General features: G+C 72.6%; 18 protein-coding genes and 1 tRNA gene. 14 read left to right on the forward strand and 5 right to left on the reverse strand.

The window, feature by feature from the left end; all coding sequences use genetic code 11:
* Window positions 1-39 precede the first annotated feature (39 nt).
* From MKD51_RS05560 to MKD51_RS05570, 3 genes are read left to right on the forward strand one after another with little or no spacing between them, the layout of a single operon-like run.
* Window positions 40-651, forward strand: coding sequence for a hypothetical protein (locus MKD51_RS05560; protein WP_240239044.1), 612 nt, complete (start codon window positions 40-42; stop codon window positions 649-651).
* On the forward strand, window positions 648-1,901 hold the full coding sequence (locus MKD51_RS05565; RefSeq protein ID WP_240239046.1) for a regulator: 1,254 nt from the start codon (window positions 648-650) through the stop codon (window positions 1,899-1,901). Before MKD51_RS05560 ends, MKD51_RS05565 begins: the two co-directional genes overlap by 4 nt.
* 4 nt (window positions 1,902-1,905) lie before the next feature.
* The gene (locus MKD51_RS05570) at window positions 1,906-3,417 is read left to right on the forward strand and encodes a PAS domain-containing sensor histidine kinase (RefSeq protein ID WP_240239048.1); all 1,512 of its coding nucleotides are present in this window, start codon (window positions 1,906-1,908) and stop codon (window positions 3,415-3,417) included.
* Window positions 3,418-3,492: 75 nt separating this feature from the next.
* Here MKD51_RS05570 and MKD51_RS05575 read toward each other — a convergent pair whose 3' ends face one another.
* Window positions 3,493-3,741, reverse strand: coding sequence for a WhiB family transcriptional regulator (locus MKD51_RS05575; protein ID WP_072314150.1), 249 nt, complete (start codon window positions 3,739-3,741; stop codon window positions 3,493-3,495).
* Between the two features lie 139 nt (window positions 3,742-3,880).
* Between MKD51_RS05575 and MKD51_RS05580 the strand changes: the two genes are divergently transcribed.
* Window positions 3,881-4,282 (forward strand): hypothetical protein, encoded by a 402-nt coding sequence (locus MKD51_RS05580; protein ID WP_240239050.1) that lies wholly within the window; start codon window positions 3,881-3,883, stop codon window positions 4,280-4,282.
* A gap of 86 nt (window positions 4,283-4,368) precedes the next feature.
* Here MKD51_RS05580 and bcp read toward each other — a convergent pair whose 3' ends face one another.
* Window positions 4,369-4,839, reverse strand: coding sequence for a thioredoxin-dependent thiol peroxidase (bcp, locus tag MKD51_RS05585; RefSeq protein WP_240239052.1), 471 nt, complete (start codon window positions 4,837-4,839; stop codon window positions 4,369-4,371).
* Window positions 4,840-4,909: 70 nt separating this feature from the next.
* Between bcp and MKD51_RS05590 the strand changes: the two genes are divergently transcribed.
* The 3 genes from MKD51_RS05590 (at window position 4,910) to MKD51_RS05600 (ending at window position 6,412) form a co-directional block, all read left to right on the forward strand.
* A tRNA-Lys gene (locus MKD51_RS05590) sits at window positions 4,910-4,982 on the forward strand.
* A 171-nt stretch (window positions 4,983-5,153) separates the two neighbouring features.
* Window positions 5,154-5,681 carry a hypothetical protein gene (locus MKD51_RS05595; protein ID WP_240239054.1) on the forward strand — a complete coding sequence of 176 codons (528 nt, stop codon included), beginning with the start codon at window positions 5,154-5,156 and terminating at the stop codon, window positions 5,679-5,681.
* A complete protein-coding gene (locus tag MKD51_RS05600; RefSeq protein WP_240239056.1) occupies window positions 5,678-6,412 on the forward strand; it encodes a hypothetical protein in 735 nt (244 codons plus the stop codon). The genes MKD51_RS05595 and MKD51_RS05600 overlap by 4 nt, the downstream gene beginning before the upstream one ends.
* Before the next feature lie 6 nt (window positions 6,413-6,418).
* Here MKD51_RS05600 and MKD51_RS05605 read toward each other — a convergent pair whose 3' ends face one another.
* The 3 genes from MKD51_RS05605 to MKD51_RS05615 are packed head-to-tail and all read right to left on the reverse strand — an operon-like array spanning window position 6,419 to window position 8,814.
* Window positions 6,419-7,642 (reverse strand): pyridoxal phosphate-dependent aminotransferase, encoded by a 1,224-nt coding sequence (locus tag MKD51_RS05605; RefSeq protein WP_240239058.1) that lies wholly within the window; start codon window positions 7,640-7,642, stop codon window positions 6,419-6,421.
* A gap of 55 nt (window positions 7,643-7,697) precedes the next feature.
* A complete protein-coding gene (locus MKD51_RS05610) occupies window positions 7,698-8,558 on the reverse strand; it encodes a PfkB family carbohydrate kinase (protein ID WP_240239059.1) in 861 nt (286 codons plus the stop codon).
* Between the two features lie 31 nt (window positions 8,559-8,589).
* Window positions 8,590-8,814: a hypothetical protein gene (locus MKD51_RS05615; RefSeq protein ID WP_240239061.1), complete on the reverse strand. Its 225-nt coding sequence runs from the start codon at window positions 8,812-8,814 to the stop codon at window positions 8,590-8,592.
* A 134-nt stretch (window positions 8,815-8,948) separates the two neighbouring features.
* On the opposite strand from MKD51_RS05615, the gene MKD51_RS05620 reads away from it, so the two are divergent.
* The 7 genes from MKD51_RS05620 to MKD51_RS05650 all read left to right on the forward strand — a co-directional run bounded on the left by MKD51_RS05620 (window position 8,949) and on the right by MKD51_RS05650 (window position 19,271).
* Window positions 8,949-9,506: a TetR family transcriptional regulator gene (locus MKD51_RS05620; RefSeq protein WP_240239063.1), complete on the forward strand. Its 558-nt coding sequence runs from the start codon at window positions 8,949-8,951 to the stop codon at window positions 9,504-9,506.
* Window positions 9,506-12,436, forward strand: coding sequence for an MMPL family transporter (locus MKD51_RS05625; protein ID WP_240239065.1), 2,931 nt, complete (start codon window positions 9,506-9,508; stop codon window positions 12,434-12,436). The genes MKD51_RS05620 and MKD51_RS05625 overlap by 1 nt, the downstream gene beginning before the upstream one ends.
* Window positions 12,433-14,631 carry a YhgE/Pip family protein gene (locus MKD51_RS05630; RefSeq protein ID WP_240239067.1) on the forward strand — a complete coding sequence of 733 codons (2,199 nt, stop codon included), beginning with the start codon at window positions 12,433-12,435 and terminating at the stop codon, window positions 14,629-14,631. The genes MKD51_RS05625 and MKD51_RS05630 overlap by 4 nt, the downstream gene beginning before the upstream one ends.
* A gap of 65 nt (window positions 14,632-14,696) precedes the next feature.
* Complete coding sequence (locus MKD51_RS05635; protein ID WP_240239069.1) at window positions 14,697-15,704, forward strand: ketoacyl-ACP synthase III; 1,008 nt, start codon at window positions 14,697-14,699, stop codon at window positions 15,702-15,704.
* Window positions 15,701-16,486: a glycosyltransferase family 2 protein gene (locus tag MKD51_RS05640; protein ID WP_240239071.1), complete on the forward strand. Its 786-nt coding sequence runs from the start codon at window positions 15,701-15,703 to the stop codon at window positions 16,484-16,486. Before MKD51_RS05635 ends, MKD51_RS05640 begins: the two co-directional genes overlap by 4 nt.
* Window positions 16,483-17,664, forward strand: a complete 1,182-nt coding sequence (locus MKD51_RS05645; protein WP_240239073.1) for a cytochrome P450 — start codon at window positions 16,483-16,485, stop codon at window positions 17,662-17,664. The genes MKD51_RS05640 and MKD51_RS05645 overlap by 4 nt, the downstream gene beginning before the upstream one ends.
* 2 nt (window positions 17,665-17,666) lie before the next feature.
* The gene (locus MKD51_RS05650) at window positions 17,667-19,271 is read left to right on the forward strand and encodes a class I adenylate-forming enzyme family protein (RefSeq protein ID WP_240240845.1); all 1,605 of its coding nucleotides are present in this window, start codon (window positions 17,667-17,669) and stop codon (window positions 19,269-19,271) included.
* Window positions 19,272-19,325 lie beyond the last annotated feature (54 nt).

The following is a 19,325-nucleotide window of genomic DNA, read 5'->3' on the forward strand; positions in this document are numbered from 1 at the left end:
CGCGACCTGCCAGGTTGAGTCCGTCGACGAGGAGGAGTCATGGCTGCACGCCGCACATGGATGGATCCGAGGCTCGTGATCGGGGTCGTCCTCGTCATCGCCTCGCTCGCCGGCGTGTGGTTCGTGGTGCAGCAGTCCGCGCGCACCGAGACCGCCTGGGCCGCCACCCGCACGCTGCTGCCCGGCGACATCGTCGCGGTCGGCGACGTGCAGCAGGTCGATGTACGCCTGCCGCAGTCGCAGGATCGATACCTGGATGCGTCGGCCGACCCCGTGGGCATGGTCGTCGCTTCGACGGTCGGCGAGGGCGAGGTGCTGCCGCTCCGCGCGCTGGGGGCGGCAGCGAGCGAGGATCGCGCCGCTGTCGTCATCGACCTCCAAGGCGCGCTGCCGAGCTCGGTGCGCGCGGGCTCGCTCGTCGACGTCTGGACGGCGGCACCGACCGAGGAGGGCTTCGAGGCGCCTGCGGTGCTCGTCGACGAGGCGATCGTGGTGGGCGTCGTCGAGGACGAGGGCATCCTCGCCTCCTCCGCCCAGCAGCTCGAGCTGCTGGTGCCGAGCGCCGAGACGTCGCTGCTGCTGGCGGCGATGTCGAACGAGCACGTGCTGAGCGTCGTGCCGCTCGCGCAGCCTGCAGAGGCCGCACCGTGATCGGCATCGCGGTCTCCGCGCCGCTCGAGCGAGAGGATGCGATCGTCCGCGAGGCGGCCCGCCACGGCCACCGCGTCGCGATCCGCGCTGCGACCGCCGCCGACCTCATCGAGCGGCTCGCCGCCCGGCCGGTCGATGCCGATCCGCCCATCGACCTCGTGCTCGTCGTCGCCGACGAGCGGCACGTCAGTCGCGACCTCGTGCACACCTGCGACGAGCGCGGGATGCGACTGCTGGCGCTCGCCGACGACGCGGCCGAGCGCGCCAGGGCCCAGGCGCTCGGCGTCGATGCGGTCGCCTGGAGCGACGGCTTCGCGGGCATCGAGGCGCAGGCACGACCGTCGGCGGATGCGGCGGGCGAGCCCGCGCACGCGCGCGGGCGCGTCGTCACGGTCTGGGGTCCGGCCGGCGCTCCCGGTCGCTCGACCGCGGCCATCGCACTCGCCGCGGAGCTCGTGCTCCTCGGGCAGCGGGTCGCGCTCGTGGACGCCGACACGACCAGCGCCTCGATCGCGCCCGCGCTCGGCCTGCTCGACGAGTCGCCGGGGTTCGCGGCCGCGGCGCGGCTCGCCAGGGCCGGGAGCCTGACCGTCGACGAGCTCGATCGCATCAGCCAGCAAGTGCCGACCATGGGCGGCACGGTGCGGGTGCTGACGGGCATCGGCCGAGCAAGCCGCTGGCCAGAGCTGGGTGGCGACCGGGTCGCCGAGGTGCTCGACCGCTGCCGCGACTGGGCCGACACGACCGTCGTCGATGTCGCAGCCAGCCTCGAACGCGACGAGGAGATCTCGAGCGACCTGTTCGCCCCGCGCAGGCACGCGGCGACGCTCGCGGCGCTCGAGGCGGCCGACGAGGTGGTCGTGATCGCGGGCGGCGACGCCGTCGGCATCGCCAGGCTCGTGCGCGCACTGCCAGAGCTGCGCGAGCTCGTGCCGCAGGCGAGCGTGCGCGTGGTCGTGAACAAGGTGCGCGCCGCCGCGATCGGCATCGCGCCGGAGCGGGCCGTCCAGGAGACCCTGCGCAGGCTCGCCGCCGTCACGCCAGAGGCCTGCTGGCCGTTCGACGCCCGGGCCGCCGACGCAGCGCTGCTCGAAGGGCGGCCGCTCGTCGATGTCGCGGGCCGCTCGCGGCTGCGACGGCGCGTGCAGGAGCTCGCGACCGGCCTCGTCCCGGCCGCGGCCCCGGCGAGCCGAGCATCGCTGCGCGCAGCCGAGCGGCCCAAGCGCCGATGGCTGCCCGCGCTACGCTGATCTGGTGACGAGCCTGACGTCGATCGCCGAGCGCTACGGCGTGCTGAATGACCACGATGTGCACTGGCTCCATCGGCTGGTCGCCGACTTCCAGCTGCTCGCCGACCTCGCCATCGGCGACATCGTGCTGTGGCTCGCGACCGGCGACGACGATGGCTACATCGCCGTGCAGCACGCACGACCAGCAGGCGCTGCGACGCTCTTCTACCGCGACATCGTGGGCCAGCCGGTGCGGAACGCCTGGCGCGAGCAGGTCGGCCGCGCCTTCGAAGAGGGCGTCACGCTCGATGCCGACTCGCCCGAGTGGGGCGTCGAGTCCGACGCCAAGGTGCGCGCCATCCCGGTGCGGCGCCGAGAGGTCGAGCCCTCGACCGCGCTCGTGCGGCAGCCCATCGCCGTCATCACGCGGCACGCGAACCACGCAGACACGCGCAGCGCTGGTCGCCTGGAGCGCACCTTCAAGGAGTGCGCCGACGAGCTGTTCCGGATGATCGCCGACGGCGACTTCCCCGACCAGGCGGCTCCGTCCGTTCCCCGCCGGGGCGCGGCCCGCGCATCCGACGGCCTCATCAGGCTCGACCATGCGGGCACGGTCACCTTCGCGAGTCCCAACGCGCTCTCGGCCTTCACCCGCCTCGGCTTCCGCGGCGAGCTCGAGGGCGAGTCGCTCGCCGAGGTCACGACCGACCTCATCGACGAGTCGCACGAGGTCGACGAAGCCCTGCCGCTGGTCGTCACAGGCAGGGCGCCGTGGCGCACCGACATCGAGACGCGACTGGTCACGCTCACGCTGCGAGCCGTGCCGCTGCGGCAGCGCTCGTCACGGCTCGGCGCCTTCGTGCTCGTGCGCGACGTCACCGACCTGCGCGCGCAGGAGCAGACGCTCATCACCAAGGACGCGACGATCCGCGAGATCCACCACCGCGTGAAGAACAACCTGCAGACCGTCGCTGCACTGCTGCGCATCCAGTCCCGACGCTCCAAGAGCGAGGAGTCGCGCACCGCCCTGCAGAACGCCGAGCGCCGCGTCTCGTCGATCGCCGTCGTCCACGACACCCTCTCGGAGGGGCTGAGCCAGTCGGTCGACTTCGATCAGGTCTTCGACCGCTCGATGAAGCTCACGAGCGAGCTCGCCTCGATCCACGGCGCGAAGGTGCGCACCGAGCGCCAGGGCTCGTTCGGGGTGCTGCCGAGCGGCTACGCGACCCCGCTCGCGCTCGCGCTCACGGAGCTCGTGACGAACGCGGTCGAGCACGGACTCGCGGGCCGCCAGGACGGTCTCGTGCGCATCACTGCCGCGCGCGACGACGCCTGGCTGACGGTGCGCGTGTGCGACAACGGCTCGGGGCTCCCGCCCGGCCGTGTCGGCTCGGGGCTCGGCACGCAGATCGTCAAGACCCTGGTGACGGGCGAGCTCTCAGGCTCGATCGACTGGGGAGCTCGTGCCGTCGAGGGCACCGAGGTCACCGTGAAGGTGCCGCTGTCGTACATCCGCGAGGACGACGAGATCGTCTGATCGCGGCGTGCGGGGTCACCCGTGCACACGACAGCGGGGCCGCCAGAAGGCGACCCCGCTGGGATGCGTGTGGTGTCAGCCGGCGCGGCGGGCGCGCGCTGCGCGGCGCTTGAGCGCTCGGCGCTCGTCCTCCGACAAGCCTCCCCAGACACCCGAGTCCTGGTTCGTCTCGAGTGCGTACTGGAGGCACATCTCGGTGACCGGGCAGGTCGCGCACACGGCCTTCGCCTTCTCGATCTGCTCGAGCGCCGGCCCGGTGTTGCCGACCGGGAAGAACAGCTCGGGGTCTACCGTGAGGCAGGCAGCGTCATCACGCCAATCCATACATGTGCTCCTTGTACATTGGAGGGGGGAAGTCGCGCTTCGCGGTATCCGCGGCGCAGAAGTCTCAGGGCGCAGCACCGGTGCCGCCCGACGTTCCATGCTTCCACAGCCCCCCCACGAGAGGCAAGGGTTTTCTTCTGTGAGCGATCACGCCAGGGTCCGTCCCGCGACGGCCACATGGGCCGGCGCACTGCTGCTGCTGGAGGCGCTCGGCATGCTCGCCGTCGCCGTCTGGACGGCGATCTCGGCGCTCGGAGACCCGCCGGAGCACATCGCTGGGGGCATCTTCCTCGCGGCCCTCGCGGCAGGCGTGGCGTTCTTCCTGCTGCAGGCAGGCAAGGGGATGCTCGACGGCAAGTCGTGGACGCGCGCGGCCGCCGTCGTATGGCAGGTGCTGCAGATCGGCGTCGCCGCCGGCACGTTCGACGGGGGAGAGGGGCCGGTCTGGCTCGCACTCATCCTCGCTGCGCTCGGCGTCACGGTCTTCGCGCTCGTACTTCGCAAGAGCGTCACCCTCTGGCTGAACCCAGAGTCCGCGTAGCTCGCACAGGTTTCGATGGCCGCGCGCCCAAGCCGCAGGTCGAGGAGCCCGCGGTCCGCAGGACCGCAGGCGTCACGAGACCGGAGTCAGCCCGAGAACCCCAACCGCTTCTGCAGCATCTCCAGGTGCCCCTTCGCCTTCGTGTTGTAGAAGGCGTGCGTGATGACACCCTGCTCGTCGAGCACGAAGGTCGAGCGTCGCACGCCGAGGACGACACGGCCGTAGCTGTTCTTCTCGCCGAAGGTGTCCCACGCGCGGTGCACGGCGAGGTCCTCGTCGCTCAGCAGCGGAAACGTCAGGCCATCCTGCTCGTGCGCCCGGGCGAGGCGCTCGAGCGGGTCGCGGGAGATGCCGAGGACGGCGTAGCCGTGCGCCGAGAGGTCGGGCAGCCGGTCGCGGAAGTCGCAGGCCTGCTGCTGGCAGGCACTCGTGAGCGCTTGCGGGTAGAAGTACACGATCGCCTTGCGGCCGCGCAGCCCCGAGAGGGTCACGGGGCGGCCGTCCTGGTCGGGCAGCGTGAAGTCGGGGGCGGTCATGCCGGGCTCGAGATGCGTCATCCGCTCCATCCAAGCAGTGCGCAGTCGCCCGCGATCGTCTGCTATTCTTGATCCTCGGCTGAGAAGCCATGCACCTCTAGCTCAATTGGCAGAGCAGTTGACTCTTAATCAATCGGTTCCCGGTTCGAGTCCGGGGAGGTGTACAGAGAGAAAGCCCGGCGCGGTGCGCCGGGCTTTCTTCATGCTCGCGTGCGCCCAGTGCCAGGGCGACATTGACATAAATAGTCTGAATTGGGACTATATAAGCCATGCTCCACTCCGTCGCTCAGGCCGCCGACCGGCTCGGAATCTCCCGGCGGCAGATGGATCGCGCAGTGAGCAGCGGTGTTGTCGTGGCGGTCGAGGTGGCCGGCGCCACTGCAGTATCGGACCGCGCCATCATGGCCTCTCAGCGCATGCGCGCACGGGGTCGCCGATGGAGCGACCGCACCCGGTTGGCGGCGAAGGAGCTGATCGAACACGGCTCCACGGCTCTGATCGGCGGCTCCGAGCGCAGCCGGTTGAAGTCCAGGCTGCGAGCGGGCAGCGTCAGCGAGCTCGCGTACCACCTGCTGTCGGGCCGGCTGAGCCTCTGGCGGTCGGTGGGAGAGCGCCTTGAGCTCGACAGCGCACTCGCCGCAGAGCTCGGCCTGAGCGCGACCGGCGGTATCGCGGTTCGCGCACGCAACGATGCGAGGGCAGGCGCGCGCAAGCAGAGACTCGTTCCAGACGGCGAGGGAGACGTGCTGCTGATCGACGACGAGGGACGCGTGGTGGAGGTGCTCGGCCTCTACGCCTTCGGCGGCTCCCGAGAGAGCGCGGCCGCCGAACGGTGGCTGCGCTCGAAGATCGAGGCGCTGTGAGCGCCGACCGACCGACGGTGGTCGTGCAGGAGCCGGTGGGCGGCTGGAAGCGTCCGTGGCCCCAGGCATTCGAGATGGCACATGCCTTGCCGGAAGGATCATGGACACTCGTCGGCGGGCTGATGGTGCAGCTGCATGCGATCGCAGCGGGCGTGCCTCTCACCCGCCCGACGACGGATGTCGATGCGGCATTGCACCTCGAGACCGGTGTCATCACCTTTGTCGATGCGGCCGCCAGGCTGCGTGCGATCGACTACCTGCCAGACGAGTCCCAGCAGCACGCGTATCGCTTCACCCGTGGTCAGGACGTCGTCGACATGATGGTCGCCGACAGGCTCGCGCCCGCGCATCGGCCCCGCTATGGCGGACGCGAGGTGTTCCGGATCGCCGGAGGGACGCAAGCGCTGCGCAGGACCGTCGACGCTGCGGTGCGCGTCGGAGGGAAGACCATCGTGATGAGCGTGCCGAACCTGCACGGCGCGCTCGTGCTGAAGGGTGCCGCGTTCTTGGGCGACGCACGCGACCGGCACCGCCATGTCGCAGTCGCGATCACACTGCTCGCCTGCCTCGAGGGGGTGGACGGGATACTGGGGTCGCTCGCCGGCTCGGATGCGAAGCGGCTGCGCGCGCTCACACGCGCACTCGACGCACCCGACCCGTGGGCCGACGCACATCGCGACACCGAGGCGCTCGCACGCCCCATGCACGAGCAGCTCGGCGCAGCGCTGTAGGCGACGCTACTGCCGGTACGACGCCAGGAAGTTGCCGATCCGCTCGACCGCGTCCTCCAGGTCACGCTTCCAGGGCAGCGTCACGATGCGGAAGTGGTCGGGCGAGGGCCAGTTGAAGCCGGTGCCGTGGGTGACGAGGATCTTCTGCTGCCGCAGCAGGTCGAGCGCGAACTGCCGGTCGTCGCGGATCTCGTGCACCTCGGGATCGAGCCGCGGGAACGCGTAGAGCGCGCCCTTCGGGTTCACGACGCTCACGCCCGGGATGCGCCGCAGCCCCTGCACCGCGGCGTCGCGCTGCTCGAGCAGCCGCCCGCCCGGCAGGATGAGCTCCTCGATCGACTGGTGGCCGCCGAGCGCCACCTGGATGCCGTACTGCGCGGGCACGTTCGGGCACAGCCGCGTCGAGGCGAGCAGCGTCAGCCCCTCGAGGAAGCCCGCCGCGTGATCCTTCGGCCCGGTGATCGCGAGCCACGCGGCGCGGAAGCCGGCGGCGCGGTAGGTCTTCGAGAGCCCGTTGTAGGTCAAGGTCAGCAGGTCGGGCGCGAGCGTCGCGATCGAGATGTGCTCGGCGTCGTCGTAGAGGATGCGGTCATAGATCTCGTCGGCGAGGATCAACAGCGAGTGCTTGCGTGCGAGCGCGACGATGCCCTCGAGGGACTCGCGCGTGTAGACGGCACCGGTCGGGTTGTTGGGGTTGATGACGACGATCGCCTTCGTGCGCGAGGTGATCTTCGACTCGAGATCCTCGAGGTCCGGCGCCCAGCCGTTCGCCTCATCCGTCAGGTAGTGGATGGGGGTGCCGCCGCCGAGCGAGGTCATGGCGGTCCAGAGGGGGTAGTCGGGCGCCGGGATGAGCACCTCGTCGCCCGAGTCGAGCAGCGCCTGCATCGTCATGGTGATGAGCTCGGAGACGCCGTTGCCGAGGAAGACGTCGTCGACGGTCAGCTGCGGGAAGCCCTCGACGCCCTCGTAGCGCGTCACGACGGCGCGACGAGCCGAGAGGATGCCCTTCGAGTCGGAGTAGCCCTCGGCGAGCGGCAGGTTCGCGATCATGTCCTGCACGATGGTGTCGGGCGTCTCGAAGCCGAACGGCGCCGGGTTGCCGATGTTGAGCTTCAGGATCCGGTGTCCCTCGGCCTCGAGCCGCGCGGCCTCGGCGGCGACCGGACCGCGGATCTCGTAGAGGACGTGCTTGAGCTTCGAGGACTGATCCAGGGACTTGAGCGCCATTGCACCATGCTAGGCGCGCCACCCGCGCCACTTGGGCGAGGGTGGCACCTGCACGTCATCCCGGCAGCTGCAGCAGCCCTCCGGCGGCTCGCGTGGTGGCGGCGCCGACGGCCATCGCGCGCTCGAGCGGGGCCGCCCATCCGTCTGCATGCTCGCCAAGGGTCACGGATGCGGTGAGGGAGGCGAGCACGCTGTCGCCGGCGCCGATGGTGTCGATGACGGGCGCCGCGAGCTGCGGCACGAGGGCGTCGACCCAGCCGTGGGCGGTCGCGATGCGGGCACCGTCCGGGCCGCGCGTGATCGCCACCGCGCCGGCGCCAGCGCCGAGCCAGCGGGAGGCGGTCTCGCTGGCGTCCTCGCCGTAGACGAGCTCGGCATCCTCGTCGCTCAGCTTCACGAGCAGTGCGCGGGCCGCCAGCCGATCGAGCCCGGCGGCGAAGCGCTCCCGTGCGCCCTCGGCCTGCAGGTAGCCGGGCCGGGCGTTGGGGTCGATGAGCAGCCGCTCGCGCGAGCGCGACAGCGCCAGCAGCGGCGCGAGCTGGGCGTCATGCTCGAGCGCGAGGCAGGAGACGACCACCAGGCGAGCGGCCTCGAGCACGGGCTCGAGCCCGGTCAGGTCGACGAAGCGCCGCGTGCCGGCGGCGTTGAAGTCGTAGCGCATGGTGTCGCCATCGCGCACGGCGCTCGCGACGGCAGTGCCGTGCGGCGCTGCCGTCGCCAGCAGCTCCACCCCGTGCGCCGCGCAGTGCTCGCGCACGAGCGTGCCGGCCGGGTCGTCGCCGACCATGGCGATCAGCAGCGAGGGCACGCCGAGCCGCAGCAGCCCGACCGCGACGTTGAGCGCCGCGCCGCCGACGATCGACGCGCCGCCGACCTCATCGACGAGCGCGTCGCCGATGACGACGACGTCGTTCACCCACGGCCCGTCGTGCAGGGCGCCGAGCGGCTCACTTGCGCTTGGCCGCCTTGTGCAGCTCGCGTTCGAGCTCCTCCTGCCGGATGGCCTCTTCGCGCTGCTTGACTGCGCCGAAGGCGAGGGCGACACCGATGCCCCAGCTCGCCCAGAGCATGGCCAGCCGCCAGTCGCGAGGGCCCTGTCGGGTCGCCTTCGCGACACCGATGCCGCTCGCGATCGCGCTGATGACGCCCGCATTGAACAGGTACTTCCGCATGTCGCCTCCTCGTCCCCTCCAACTTAGCGGCGCGAACCTGGGCTGGAACACTGCGGGTCGTGACGTCCCGCATCCGACATGAATCCTGACCGATCGGTCGACATCTGACCGATCGGTCAGTAGAGTGGTGTCACGTGACCACTCGTGACGAGATCCTCCAGGCCGCGCTCGAGCGCTTCGCTCGCTTCGGCTACCTCGGCAGCTCGATCCAGCAGATCGCCGACGATGTCGGCACCTCGAAGTCGTCGGTGCTCTACCACTTCGACTCGAAGGAGGCGCTGCTCGAGGCCGCGATGCAGCCGGCCATCGACGCGCTCGGCACGCTCGTCGCGGCGCTGCCCGAGCTGCATGCAGAGAAGGCGGCCGCTGCCCCAGCACTCGTCACGCGCTTCGTCGACACGCTCATGCAGCACTCGGCGGCGGTCTCCATCTTCGTCACCCAGCGCGGCGCGCTGCACGACGTGCCCGCGATCGACCGCGGCAGGGCGATCGTCGACCGCATCGCCAGCACGCTCGTCGAAGAGGCGCCCACCACGCGCATGCTCACGCGCCTCTCGATCGGCCTCGCCGGGGTGGCGTTCATCCTCGCCGACCCGATCGACAGCGCACCGGAGCATCCCAGCCATGCCGAGATGCGCGACATCTTCATCGAGACGCTCATCGAGCTCTGCACCCCTGAGGAGAACGTCTGATGGCCACCTGGCTCTCCCGCGTCGGCGCCGCATCCATGCGCCGTGCCTGGTTCGTGATCATCGCCTGGATCGTCGCCCTCGGCGGCGTGCTCGGCGGTGCCATGGCCCTCGGGCCCAACATGCAGGAGTCGTTCGACATCCCCGGCACCGAGTCGCAGGAGGCGCTCGACCACCTCGGCAGCGTCTTCCCGCAGGTGGCGGGCTCGTCGGTGCAGGTCGTCATCCAGGCGGAGGATGGCGTCGAGTCGCACCGTGACGCGATCGAGGCGCAGGCGGCCGAGATCGCCGACATCGGCTTCGTCGCGCAGTCGGTCGACCCGTGGAGCGACTTCGCGGGCGACCAGCTCTCGGACGACGGCACGGTGGCCTACACGCTCGTGCAGTTCGACCCCGCCGGCGGCGAGCGGCCCGCGACGCTCGACGACGTGGTGGCGACTGCGGATGCGCTGCGTGCGGATGGGCTGCAGGTCGAGTTCGCGGGTCAGGTCTTCCAGTCGCAGTCGGTCGGCGTGACGATCGTCGAGGTGTTCGGCGTGGTGTTCGCCGGCGTCGTGCTGTTCGTGACGTTCTGGTCGCTGCTGGCGGCCGGCATGCCGCTGCTCATCGCGCTCGTCGGTGTCGGCATCACGATGGCCGGCGTGCTGGGCGCCTCGGCGCTCGTGACCGTGTCGAACTCGGCGCCGCTCATGGCGCTCATGATCGGGCTCGCGGTCGGCATCGACTACGCGCTCTTCATCCTCTCTCGGCACCGATCACAGCTCGCCCGCGGCATGGGCGTGATCGAATCGGGCTCGCTCGCGGTCGGCACCTCGGGCACCGCCGTCGTCTTCGCCGGCATCACCGTGATCGTCGCGCTCGTCGGGCTGCTGATCGTCAACATCCCCTTCCTGTCGGTGATGGCCATCGGCGCCGCCGCCTCGGTGGCGATCGCGATCGCGGCCGCCACGACGCTGCTGCCGGCGATCATGGCGCTCGCGGGCGAGCGACTGCGGCCCAAGGCCGGCGGCCGCGCGCACCGGCTGGCGCTGCGCGACGTCGACGTGCAGCCGACGCTCGGCATGCGCTGGGTGACGCAGGTGTCGAAGCGGCCCCTGCTCGCGATCCTCGGCGTCGTCGCCGTCACCGTGGTCGCGGCGCTGCCGGTGGCCTCGCTGCAGCTGGCGCTGCCCGACAACGGCCGCGAGGAGGCCGGCTCGACGCAGCGGATCGCCAACGACGTGCTGCAGGACGCCTTCGGCGACGGCACCACCGGCCCGCTCGTCGTGATGCTCGACATCACCCAGGTGACCGATGTGATGGGCGTCATCGAGGAGGTCGCCGACGAGCTCGAGCAGGTGCCGGGCGTCGCCACCATCGCCGGTGCCTTCCCCGACGAGACGCTCGACACCGCGATCGTGCAGGTGATCCCCGAGACCGGCCCCGCCGATCCCGTCACCGTCGAGGTCGTGCACGCGCTGCGCGACATCGCCCCGCAGATCGAGGAGGAGCACGGCACCCCGATGGCCGTCACCGGCATGACGGCGGTGCAGATCGACCTGTCCCAGCGGCTCGCCGACGCGCTCATCCCCTTCGGCATCGTGGTCGTCTCGCTCTCGGTGCTCATCCTGCTGCTCGTCTTCCGCTCGATCCTGGTGCCGCTCACGGCGGCGCTCGGCTTCGTGCTCTCGGTGCTCGCCGCGTTCGGCGCGACCGTCGCGATCTTCCAGTGGGGCTGGGGCGCAGAGCTGCTGCACTTCGAGGCCGGGCCGATCCTGTCGTTCATGCCCGTGCTGACGATGTCGGTGCTGTTCGGGCTCGCGATGGACTACCAGATGTTCCTCGTCAGCGGCATGCGCGAGGCCTACGCGCACGGGCATGACGCCCGCAGCGCCGTCCGGCACGGCTTCGCGGCCAACGCCCGCGTCGTCACGGCGGCGGCGCTCATCATGTTCTTCGTCTTCTTCGCGTTCGTGCCAGAGGGCATGGCGATGATCAAGGCCATCGCCTTCGGCCTCGCGTTCGGCGTCGCGATCGACGCCTTCCTCGTGCGCATGACGCTCATCCCCGCGCTCATGACCCTCATGGGCGAGCGAGCCTGGTGGCTGCCGAAGTGGCTCGACCGGGCGCTGCCCGACATGGATGTCGAGGGCGAGCGTCTCGGCAGGCACCGCACCGCGCTCTCGTGGGTTGCGGATGCGGGCGGTCACCTCGCGCTCGAGCGCCTGCGCCCCGAGCTGGGGCACGACGCCCCGGGCAGCGCGTCCTGGACGATCACGGCCCAGCGCGGCGCGGTCGTGCGCCTCGACGGCGGCTTCGCCGACCGGCAGCGGCTCGCGCACGCGCTGCTGAGCGACATCGGCGCTGTGGGCCGCGCGCACCTCGGCGGTGCCGCGCTGCCGGGAGACGCGGGCACGCTGCGTGACCGCATCGCGCTCATCGACCTGGATGGCCACATGGAGTCGGCGCACCAGGCGGCCCGTGCTGCCCTCGCGCTGCGCTCGCCGTTCGCCGTCGGGCCGGTGCTCGACCGGCGGGCAGCCGCGCTGGTGGAGCGGGCGGGCGCTGCGGCGGGCATCGCGATCGACGCGGCAGCGCCGCTGTCGCGCCTCGCGCCGATCGAGCGCGCCGCCGTGCTGCTGAGCATCGCGGTCGAGCGTGGCCCGAGCCTCATCTGGATCGATGCGGCGACCGGAGCCCCCAACGGTGCCGCGGCGATCGCCGCGCGCCTGGGCGGAGACGACGTCACGATCGTCACCAGCGAGCCGGCGCCGGAGGCGCACGGCCGCACCGCGCTCGACCTCGCGCCCGCCGACGCGGCCGAGGAGGACCGCGCGGCTGCCGACGCCGCATCCGCCGCCGAGGCCGCCGCAGCGGCCGCCGCCGCGGGCAGCACATTCGACATCGACGCGACTCCCACAGGGGAGCTCGCGACCACGGGAGCAGACCGATGACCGCAGTGTTCACCTCCACCGGGCTGAAGAAGGCCGTCGCGCTGACCGCCGCGGCCGCGACGCCGTTCGCGATCGCCGCGCTCGCCGCCTGGTCGTTCGGCCCCGCCGCCGACGGCGAGCGCGACGTGCCCGCCGCGGTCGTCAACCTCGACGAGATGGTCACGACGACCGCCGAGGACGGCACCGAGTCGACCATGTTCGCCGGCCGCCAGGTGGTCACCGACCTCGTCGCCGACGACGCGGATGGGTTCGCGTTCCGGATCCTGAACGATGAGGATGCCGCCGACGCGCTCGCTGCCGGCGAGGTGCAGGCGACCGTCACCATCCCCGCAGACTTCTCGGAGCGGGTGCTGAGCCTGCAGGGCGACGAGCCGCAGCAGGCGGGCATCCGCATCGTCACGGACGCCACCTCGAGCGGCCTTGCGACGAGCCTCGCGACCGAGATGGGCGAGTCGGTCATGTCGTCGTTCGGCGATGTGGTCACGAACGGCTTCATCTCTGGCATCTACGGCGGCATGGGCACGATCGCCGAGCAGCTGGGCGCCGCGGCAGATGGCGCGGATGCCTTGGGCACGGGCGGCGAGGAGCTCGGCTCGGGCCTGGGCGAGATCGCGACCGGCATCGATCAGCTCGCCGACGGCGCGGGCACCGCGCAGGACGGCGCGACGCAGGTGGCCGACGGTGGCGGGCAGCTCGCCAGCGGGCTCAGCACGGCGCACGCCGGCATCGGGCAGCTCGCCGAGGGCGGCGCTGCGCTGACCGATGGCGTCGACCAGTACACGGGCGGCGTCGACCAGCTCGCCGGTGGCGCAGCGCAGCTGAGCGATGGCGTCGACCAGTACACGGCGGGTGTCGATCAGTTCGCCGGCGGCGTGCAGCAGGCGAGCTCGCAGATCAGCGCAGGGCTCGAGGGGGCCGTCGCAGCCGGCGGCATCGGCGAGCTCGAGGACGCGATCGGCTCGTCGAGCACCGGTGCGGCGCAGCTCCTCGCAGCGCTCGAGGCCGACCCGGGGACAGACCCGCAGGCGCTCGCGGCTGCCAGGCAGCTCGCCGGCGGACTCGACCAGCTCGACCAGCAGGACATCGCAGGGCAGCTCGCTGCGGGCCTCGGCGAGGCCACCGCCGGGCTCGGCCAGCTCGAGGCGGGCGCCGGTGAGCTCATCGCCGGCGGCGCCGGCCTGCGCGAGGGCGCATCGCAGCTCGCGGACGGCGCCGGGCAGGCCTCGGCGGGGTCGCCCGCGCTGCGCGACGGTGCATCGCAGCTCGCAGGCGGGCTGGGGCAGCTCGACGGCGAGTTCGGCGCATCCGTCACGGGCGCGCAGCAGCTGGCCGACGGCACCGGCGAGCTCGCCGCGGGTCTTGGCGAGCTCGAGTCGGGCGCGGTGCAGCTGGCGGCCGGCACGCGCTCGGCGCAGACCGGTGCCGTGCAGCTCGGCGAGGGCGGCAGCGAGCTGGGTGCGGGCCTGCGGGAGGGCATCGCCCAGATGCCGCAGCTGAGCGACGGCGAGCTTGCCGATCTCTCGGACGTGGCCACGAATCCGATCGGCTTCGACCTCGAGGAGCAGAACGCCGTGCCCAGCGGCGAGGCGAGGGTCGCCGCGATCGCGGTGCCGATCGGCCTGTGGCTCGGCGCGCTGGCCCTCGTGCTCGTGCTGCTGCGCGGTGCTCGCCGCACGCTCGCATCCGCGGAGTCCGACGGTCGCGTGCTGTCGACGCTGCTCATCCGCTCGGCATGGATCGTGGGCCTGCAGGCGGTGCTCGCGACGGTCGTCGTGCATGCGATCGGCGGTGTCGCCGCGGCGTCGATCCCCGCGACGTTCGGCGTCGCGCTGCTGTTCGCCGGCGTCGCAACGCTGCTGCACACGGCGCTCGTCGCCTGGTGGGGGCCGGTGGGCGCGGTCGTCTCGATCGTGCTGCTGGCGCTGCAGGCCGTCGCAGCAGGCGGCCTCGTGCCGCGCGCCGTGCTGGGCGAGGGCTTCGCTGCGATCGCTCCCGTCCTGCCGATGACGCACGCGGTGGATGCGCTGCAGGCGCTCGCGGCCGGCACCGGCGGCGTGGGTGGTTCGGTGGCGATGCTGCTGTTGTTCGCGGCCGTGGGTCTGCTCGCGGCCTACCTCGGGGTGCGTGCCGCCAGGCGTCGCGCGACGGGGGAGCGGATCAGGGCGCTCGACGCGCTCGCGCCCGCAGCCGCCTGAGCGCGCCGGGGGAGACCGGCGCGCTCCCAGCCTGCGCGTGCGGCACGCGGGCTACGCTCGCGCTCGTGCCGCTCACCTCCGCCATCGCCGCTGTCGGCACGCATCTGCCGCCACGCATCCGCACCACGGAGGAGACCGAGCGCCGACTGCGCGAGGGCAACCCGGGAGTCGAGCTGCCGGTCGGGCTGATCCGCCGCATGACGGGTGTGGATCGGGTGCACGAGCGTGAGGAGGGCGAGCAGGCATCTGACCTCGCGGTGCTCGCGGCGAGGCAGGCGATCGAGGCTTCGCCAGAGCCTGTCGACCTGCTCATCTTCTCGAGCGCGAGCCAGGACCTCATCGAGCCCGCCACCGCGCACATCGTGAGCGCCAAGCTCGGCCTCGGCGTGCCCGTCTTCGACGTCAAGAACGCCTGCAACTCGGTGCTCAACGCGGTGCAGGTCGCGCACGGCCTCATCGTCTCGGGTCAGGCGCGACGCGTGCTCGTCGCCAGCGGCGAGACACCGACGAGCGCCGTGCGCTGGCAGGTGGCCGACCGGCACCAGTTCGTGCGCTCGTTCCCCGGCTACACGATGAGCGACGCCGGCGCCGCGCTCATCCTCGAGGCGTCCGACGTGAGCGCCGAGCGCGGCATCGTCGACCTGGCCTTCTCCGCCGCCTCGCACCACTGGAGCATCGGCACGCTCCCGATGGGCGGCTCGATGCGGCCGCGCGATCCCGATGCCACCTACTTCGACATCGACGGCCGTGCGCTGCAGCGCGCGTTCATGGCGCTCGGCCCCGAGCTGGTGACCGGGCTGCTGGAGCGCAACGGCATCGCGCTCGCCGATCTCGACCTCGTGCTCATGCACCAGGTCGCCGAGCCGCACCTGGGCCCCATCGCCGACCGGCTCGGCCTCGGCGTCGAGATGATCCTCCCCACGGTCGCGCAGCACGGCAACCTCGCCTCGGCGACGCTGCCGGTCCAGCTGCGGCAGGCGCTCGATCGCGGCCTGGTCGGCGAAGGCAGCCTCGTGCTGCTCGTCGGGCTCGCCGGAGGCATCAGCCTGGGAGCCGCGGCGGTGCGACTGTGAGCGGCAGCGCGCCGGGCAGGCTCGCGGTCGTCGTGCCGGTCTTCGACGAGGCCGCAGGCATCGGCCCGACCCTGCGGCAGCTCGCCGCGCAGCGCGACGCCGACATCGACGTGGTCTTCGTCGACAACGGCTCGAGCGACGGCTCGCGCGAGGTCATCGAGGCCTTCGCCGCCGCGCGCGGGCTCGACCGCTGGCGCGTGATCCACGAGCCGCAGAAGGGCACCGGCGCCGCCGCCGACACCGGGATGCGCGCCGCGATCGCCGCCGGCGCCACGATGCTCGCCCGCACCGACGCCGACTGCCTCCCGCGGCTCGACTGGACGGCGCGCATCCGCCATGCCCTGTCGCCGAAGTCCGATGGCGGGCTCGGCCTCGAGCTCGTCGCCGGTCTGCTCGTGCCGCGCCTCGATGAGGGGCTCGGCCCGATCACGCGCACCGCGCTGCGCGGCGCGGTGCGGGTCGCGGATGCCTACGGGGTGGTGCGGCCGTCGAACAACGGCCCCGAGTTCCTCGGCCCGTATGTCATGGCGGCCGGCTGCAACATGGCGATCACCGCGGCGATGTACGAGGCGTGCGGCGGGTTCCCGCGCACGGCGATCGAGGACCTGCACGAGGATCGCGCGATCGTGAACGCGGTGCGGCGGCTGACGGGCAGCTACGCGCGCCGCAACGACGTGATCGTGCGCGGCTCCTCGCGGCGGGTGCAGGCGTGGGGGCTCAAGAACACGCTGCTCTGGTACAAGGATCACGCCTACCGGCCGGAGCACGTGGACATCCGATGAGCGCGCTCGATCGCCGGCAGCGACTGGCGCTCGCGGTGCGCCGCGATGCGAGGCTCATGCGCGCGGTGCACCCGATCGCCTTCCCGCTGGTGCAGGCGGTGCCCGGGCCCGTGCGGCGGGTGCCGGGGCTCGGCGTGGTCGTGAAGGACGCCGCGCTCGTGCGTCAGGTGCTGCTCGATGGCGAGGGCTTCTCGAAGCAGGGGAAGGGCGCGTCGAGCGACCTCTGGACGCCGGTGCTGGGCGCCCGCGTGCTCGTGAACATGCACGGCGAGGATCATCGCTCGCTGCGCCGCAGGCTCGCGCCGATCTTCTCGCCGGCGTTCGTGGAGCCGCTCGTGCAGGAGACGCTCGGGGAAGGCGCTGCGGAGCTCGAGCGACGGCTGCTGGCCGGCGAGCGCGTCGACCTGGCCGCGCATGCACGGCAGTCGGCGAGCGCGGCCATCGCGCTGCTCGTCGGGCTCGAGCGCTCTGCCGTCGACGACCGGCTCTTCCGCCAGATCGCCGGCATCACCGGGATGGTGCGTCTCAGCAGGCCCACGCTCACCGCGGCGCAGGTGCGCAGCGCACGGGCCGTGCTCGACGCGCTCGGCGAGCACGCGGCGGCAGCCTTCCGCGGCGACGAGTCGACCGTGCCGGGCCGACTGCGCGGGCTCGGCCTCAGCGAGGATGAGGCGCTCGGGGCCGTCGGCGCCTTCGTGCTCACGGGCACCGAGACGATCGCCGCGGCGATCCCGCGCATCGTCGCGCTGCTCGCCGACAGCGGCACGCTGGGCGAGCCGAGCGACGACGAGGCGGCGGAGCGTGCGACCGCCGAGGGCCTGCGCTGGACGACGCCGACGCCCGTCATGCTGCGCTCCACGCTCGCGCGGCGCTCGATCGGCCCGGTCGCGGTGGCGCCCGGCGATCGCATCATCATCGCCACCTACGCGGCCGACCGCGCCGCGGGCGGCTTCGACCCCGCCTCCGATCGTGCCGTCGGCCTCAAGCAGCTGTGGTTCGGCGCCGGCGCGCACTTCTGCATCGGGGCGCCGCTCGCGATGGCCGAGATCCGGTTGGCGCTCGCAGCCCTGCGCCGCGTCGAGGCCGCCGGTCGTGCGATCCGCGTCGTGGAGCGCGCCCCCGCCCGGCATCAGCTGCTGCCCGGGTACGCCCGACTCGTGCTGGAGGCTCGCCCGTGAGCATGCTCGAGGCCGTCCTCGCCGCCACCCGTGAGCACGCCCCGCGCCCTGCGCTCACCTTCGGCGACCGCACGATCGCCTTCGGCCAGCTGGGGGCGCGCATCGAGCGGATCGCGGCAGGGCTTGCGGATGCGGGCATGCGGCCAGGCGATCGGGTCGCGTTCTCGGTGCGGCCGTCGATCGACGCCGTGGTGCTGGCGCTCGCGGTCTGCCGAGCCGGCGGGCAGATCGCGTTCGTCGACCTGGGCGCGGGGCCAGAGCTGCTCGCCGCCAGGCTCGCGCTCGCGCAGCCGCAGTGGACGGCCGCCGAGTCGCTCCTGCACCTCGTCTCGGCGCCTGGCCTGCGCCGCATCGCCCGCAGCCGCGGCATCGACCTGCCCGCCTACCGCGAGCTGCTCCCCGACGCCCGCCACATCGTCACCGGCCCGCGGCTGCCCGGCGCCCCCCGTGGTGCGCTGCGACTCGCTGCGCTCGCGCGCACGGCGGCTCGGCAGCTGCCGCCTGCCGACCCCTCCGCAGACGCGCTGCTCATCTTCACCTCCGGCACCACGGGCACTCCGAAGACCGTGCTGCACACGCTCGCCTCGCTCGGCGCCGGCCTCGCCGACATCCGCTCGGGCCTCGGTCTCGAGCCCGGCATGGCGGTGCTCACCGACCAGCTCATGATCGGCATCCCGGCGCTCATCGCCGGCAGCCACTGGACGCTGCCGCCCGCCGGGCTCGACCCCGCGGCCTCACCGGAGCGCTACCTGCCGCTGCTCGACGCGGCGGAGACCGTCTTCGCCTCGCCCGCCGGGCTCGACGCCATCCTGCGCCTGCTCGACGAGCGGCCGGCGCCCGCGCACGACGCCAGGCTCCGCGTCATCGCGCTCGGCGGCGCGCCGGTGCTGCCGCCGCTCATCGAGCGCGCGCTCACCCGCTTCCCCGACGCGCGGGTGCGCTGCGTCTACGGCATGAGCGAGATCCTGCCGGTCGCGATCGCCGACGGCGCCGAGAAGCTGCACGCCTCAGGCGACGGCGACTACGTCGGCACGATCGCGTCCTCGGTCGACGCCCGCATCGAAGACGGAGAGCTCGTGCTCGCCGGCCCCGGACTCGCCCGCGCCTACCTGCACGAGCTGCCGCAGCAGCTCGACGCGGTGCGCACGGGCGACCTCGCCAGGATCGACGGCGACCGCCTGACGCTGCTCGGCCGCAAGAAGGACATGCTGCTGCGCGGCACGCAGAACATCTACGTCGGACTGTACGAGCCGATCATCGCCTCGCTGCCCGGCGTCGCCGACGCGGCCATGGTCGGCGTGCCCGACGCGATCGGCGACGACCGCATCGTCGTCGCGATCGTGCCCGATGGGGCGCCGGAGGACCTCCCGGCCGACCCCGCGCATCCGCTCGCCCGTCGCGTCGCCGCTGCGCTGCCCGGCCTCATCGACCACGGCGCGCTGCCCGACCTCGTCGTCGCGATCGGCGCGCTGCCCAGACGCGGGCGGATGCGCAAGCCCGACCGGCCGGCGCTCGTCGCCCTGGTCACGGGGCTGGTGGGCGCCGCCGCTGCATCGCCGGGCCGCGACGAGCTGCGCGCCGACGACCCGCGGCCGCCCGCCCGCTGACCGCAGCCGCCCCGCCCGTAGACCCCGGGCCGCCTCGCCCGCTGACCCGCTGCC

Origin of the sequence: Agrococcus sp. ARC_14 (genome assembly GCF_022436485.1) — a bacterium.
Lineage (GTDB): Bacteria > Actinomycetota > Actinomycetes > Actinomycetales > Microbacteriaceae > Agrococcus.

Bases quoted from the DNA above. Each gene is read 5' to 3' on its own strand.
- MKD51_RS05560 (WP_240239044.1), top strand. From the start codon at position 40: ATGGCTGCACGCCGCACATGGATGGATCCGAGGCTCGTGATCGGGGTC.
- bcp (WP_240239052.1), bottom strand. From the start codon at position 4,839: ATGACGCATCTCGAGCCCGGCATGACCGCCCCCGACTTCACGCTGCCC.
- MKD51_RS05575 (WP_072314150.1), bottom strand. From the start codon at position 3,741: ATGGATTGGCGTGATGACGCTGCCTGCCTCACGGTAGACCCCGAGCTG.
- MKD51_RS05650 (WP_240240845.1), top strand. From the start codon at position 17,667: ATGCTCGAGGCCGTCCTCGCCGCCACCCGTGAGCACGCCCCGCGCCCT.
- MKD51_RS05605 (WP_240239058.1), bottom strand. From the start codon at position 7,642: ATGGCGCTCAAGTCCCTGGATCAGTCCTCGAAGCTCAAGCACGTCCTC.
- MKD51_RS05615 (WP_240239061.1), bottom strand. From the start codon at position 8,814: ATGCGGAAGTACCTGTTCAATGCGGGCGTCATCAGCGCGATCGCGAGC.
- MKD51_RS05645 (WP_240239073.1), top strand. From the start codon at position 16,483: ATGAGCGCGCTCGATCGCCGGCAGCGACTGGCGCTCGCGGTGCGCCGC.
- MKD51_RS05625 (WP_240239065.1), top strand. From the start codon at position 9,506: ATGGCCACCTGGCTCTCCCGCGTCGGCGCCGCATCCATGCGCCGTGCC.
- MKD51_RS05630 (WP_240239067.1), top strand. From the start codon at position 12,433: ATGACCGCAGTGTTCACCTCCACCGGGCTGAAGAAGGCCGTCGCGCTG.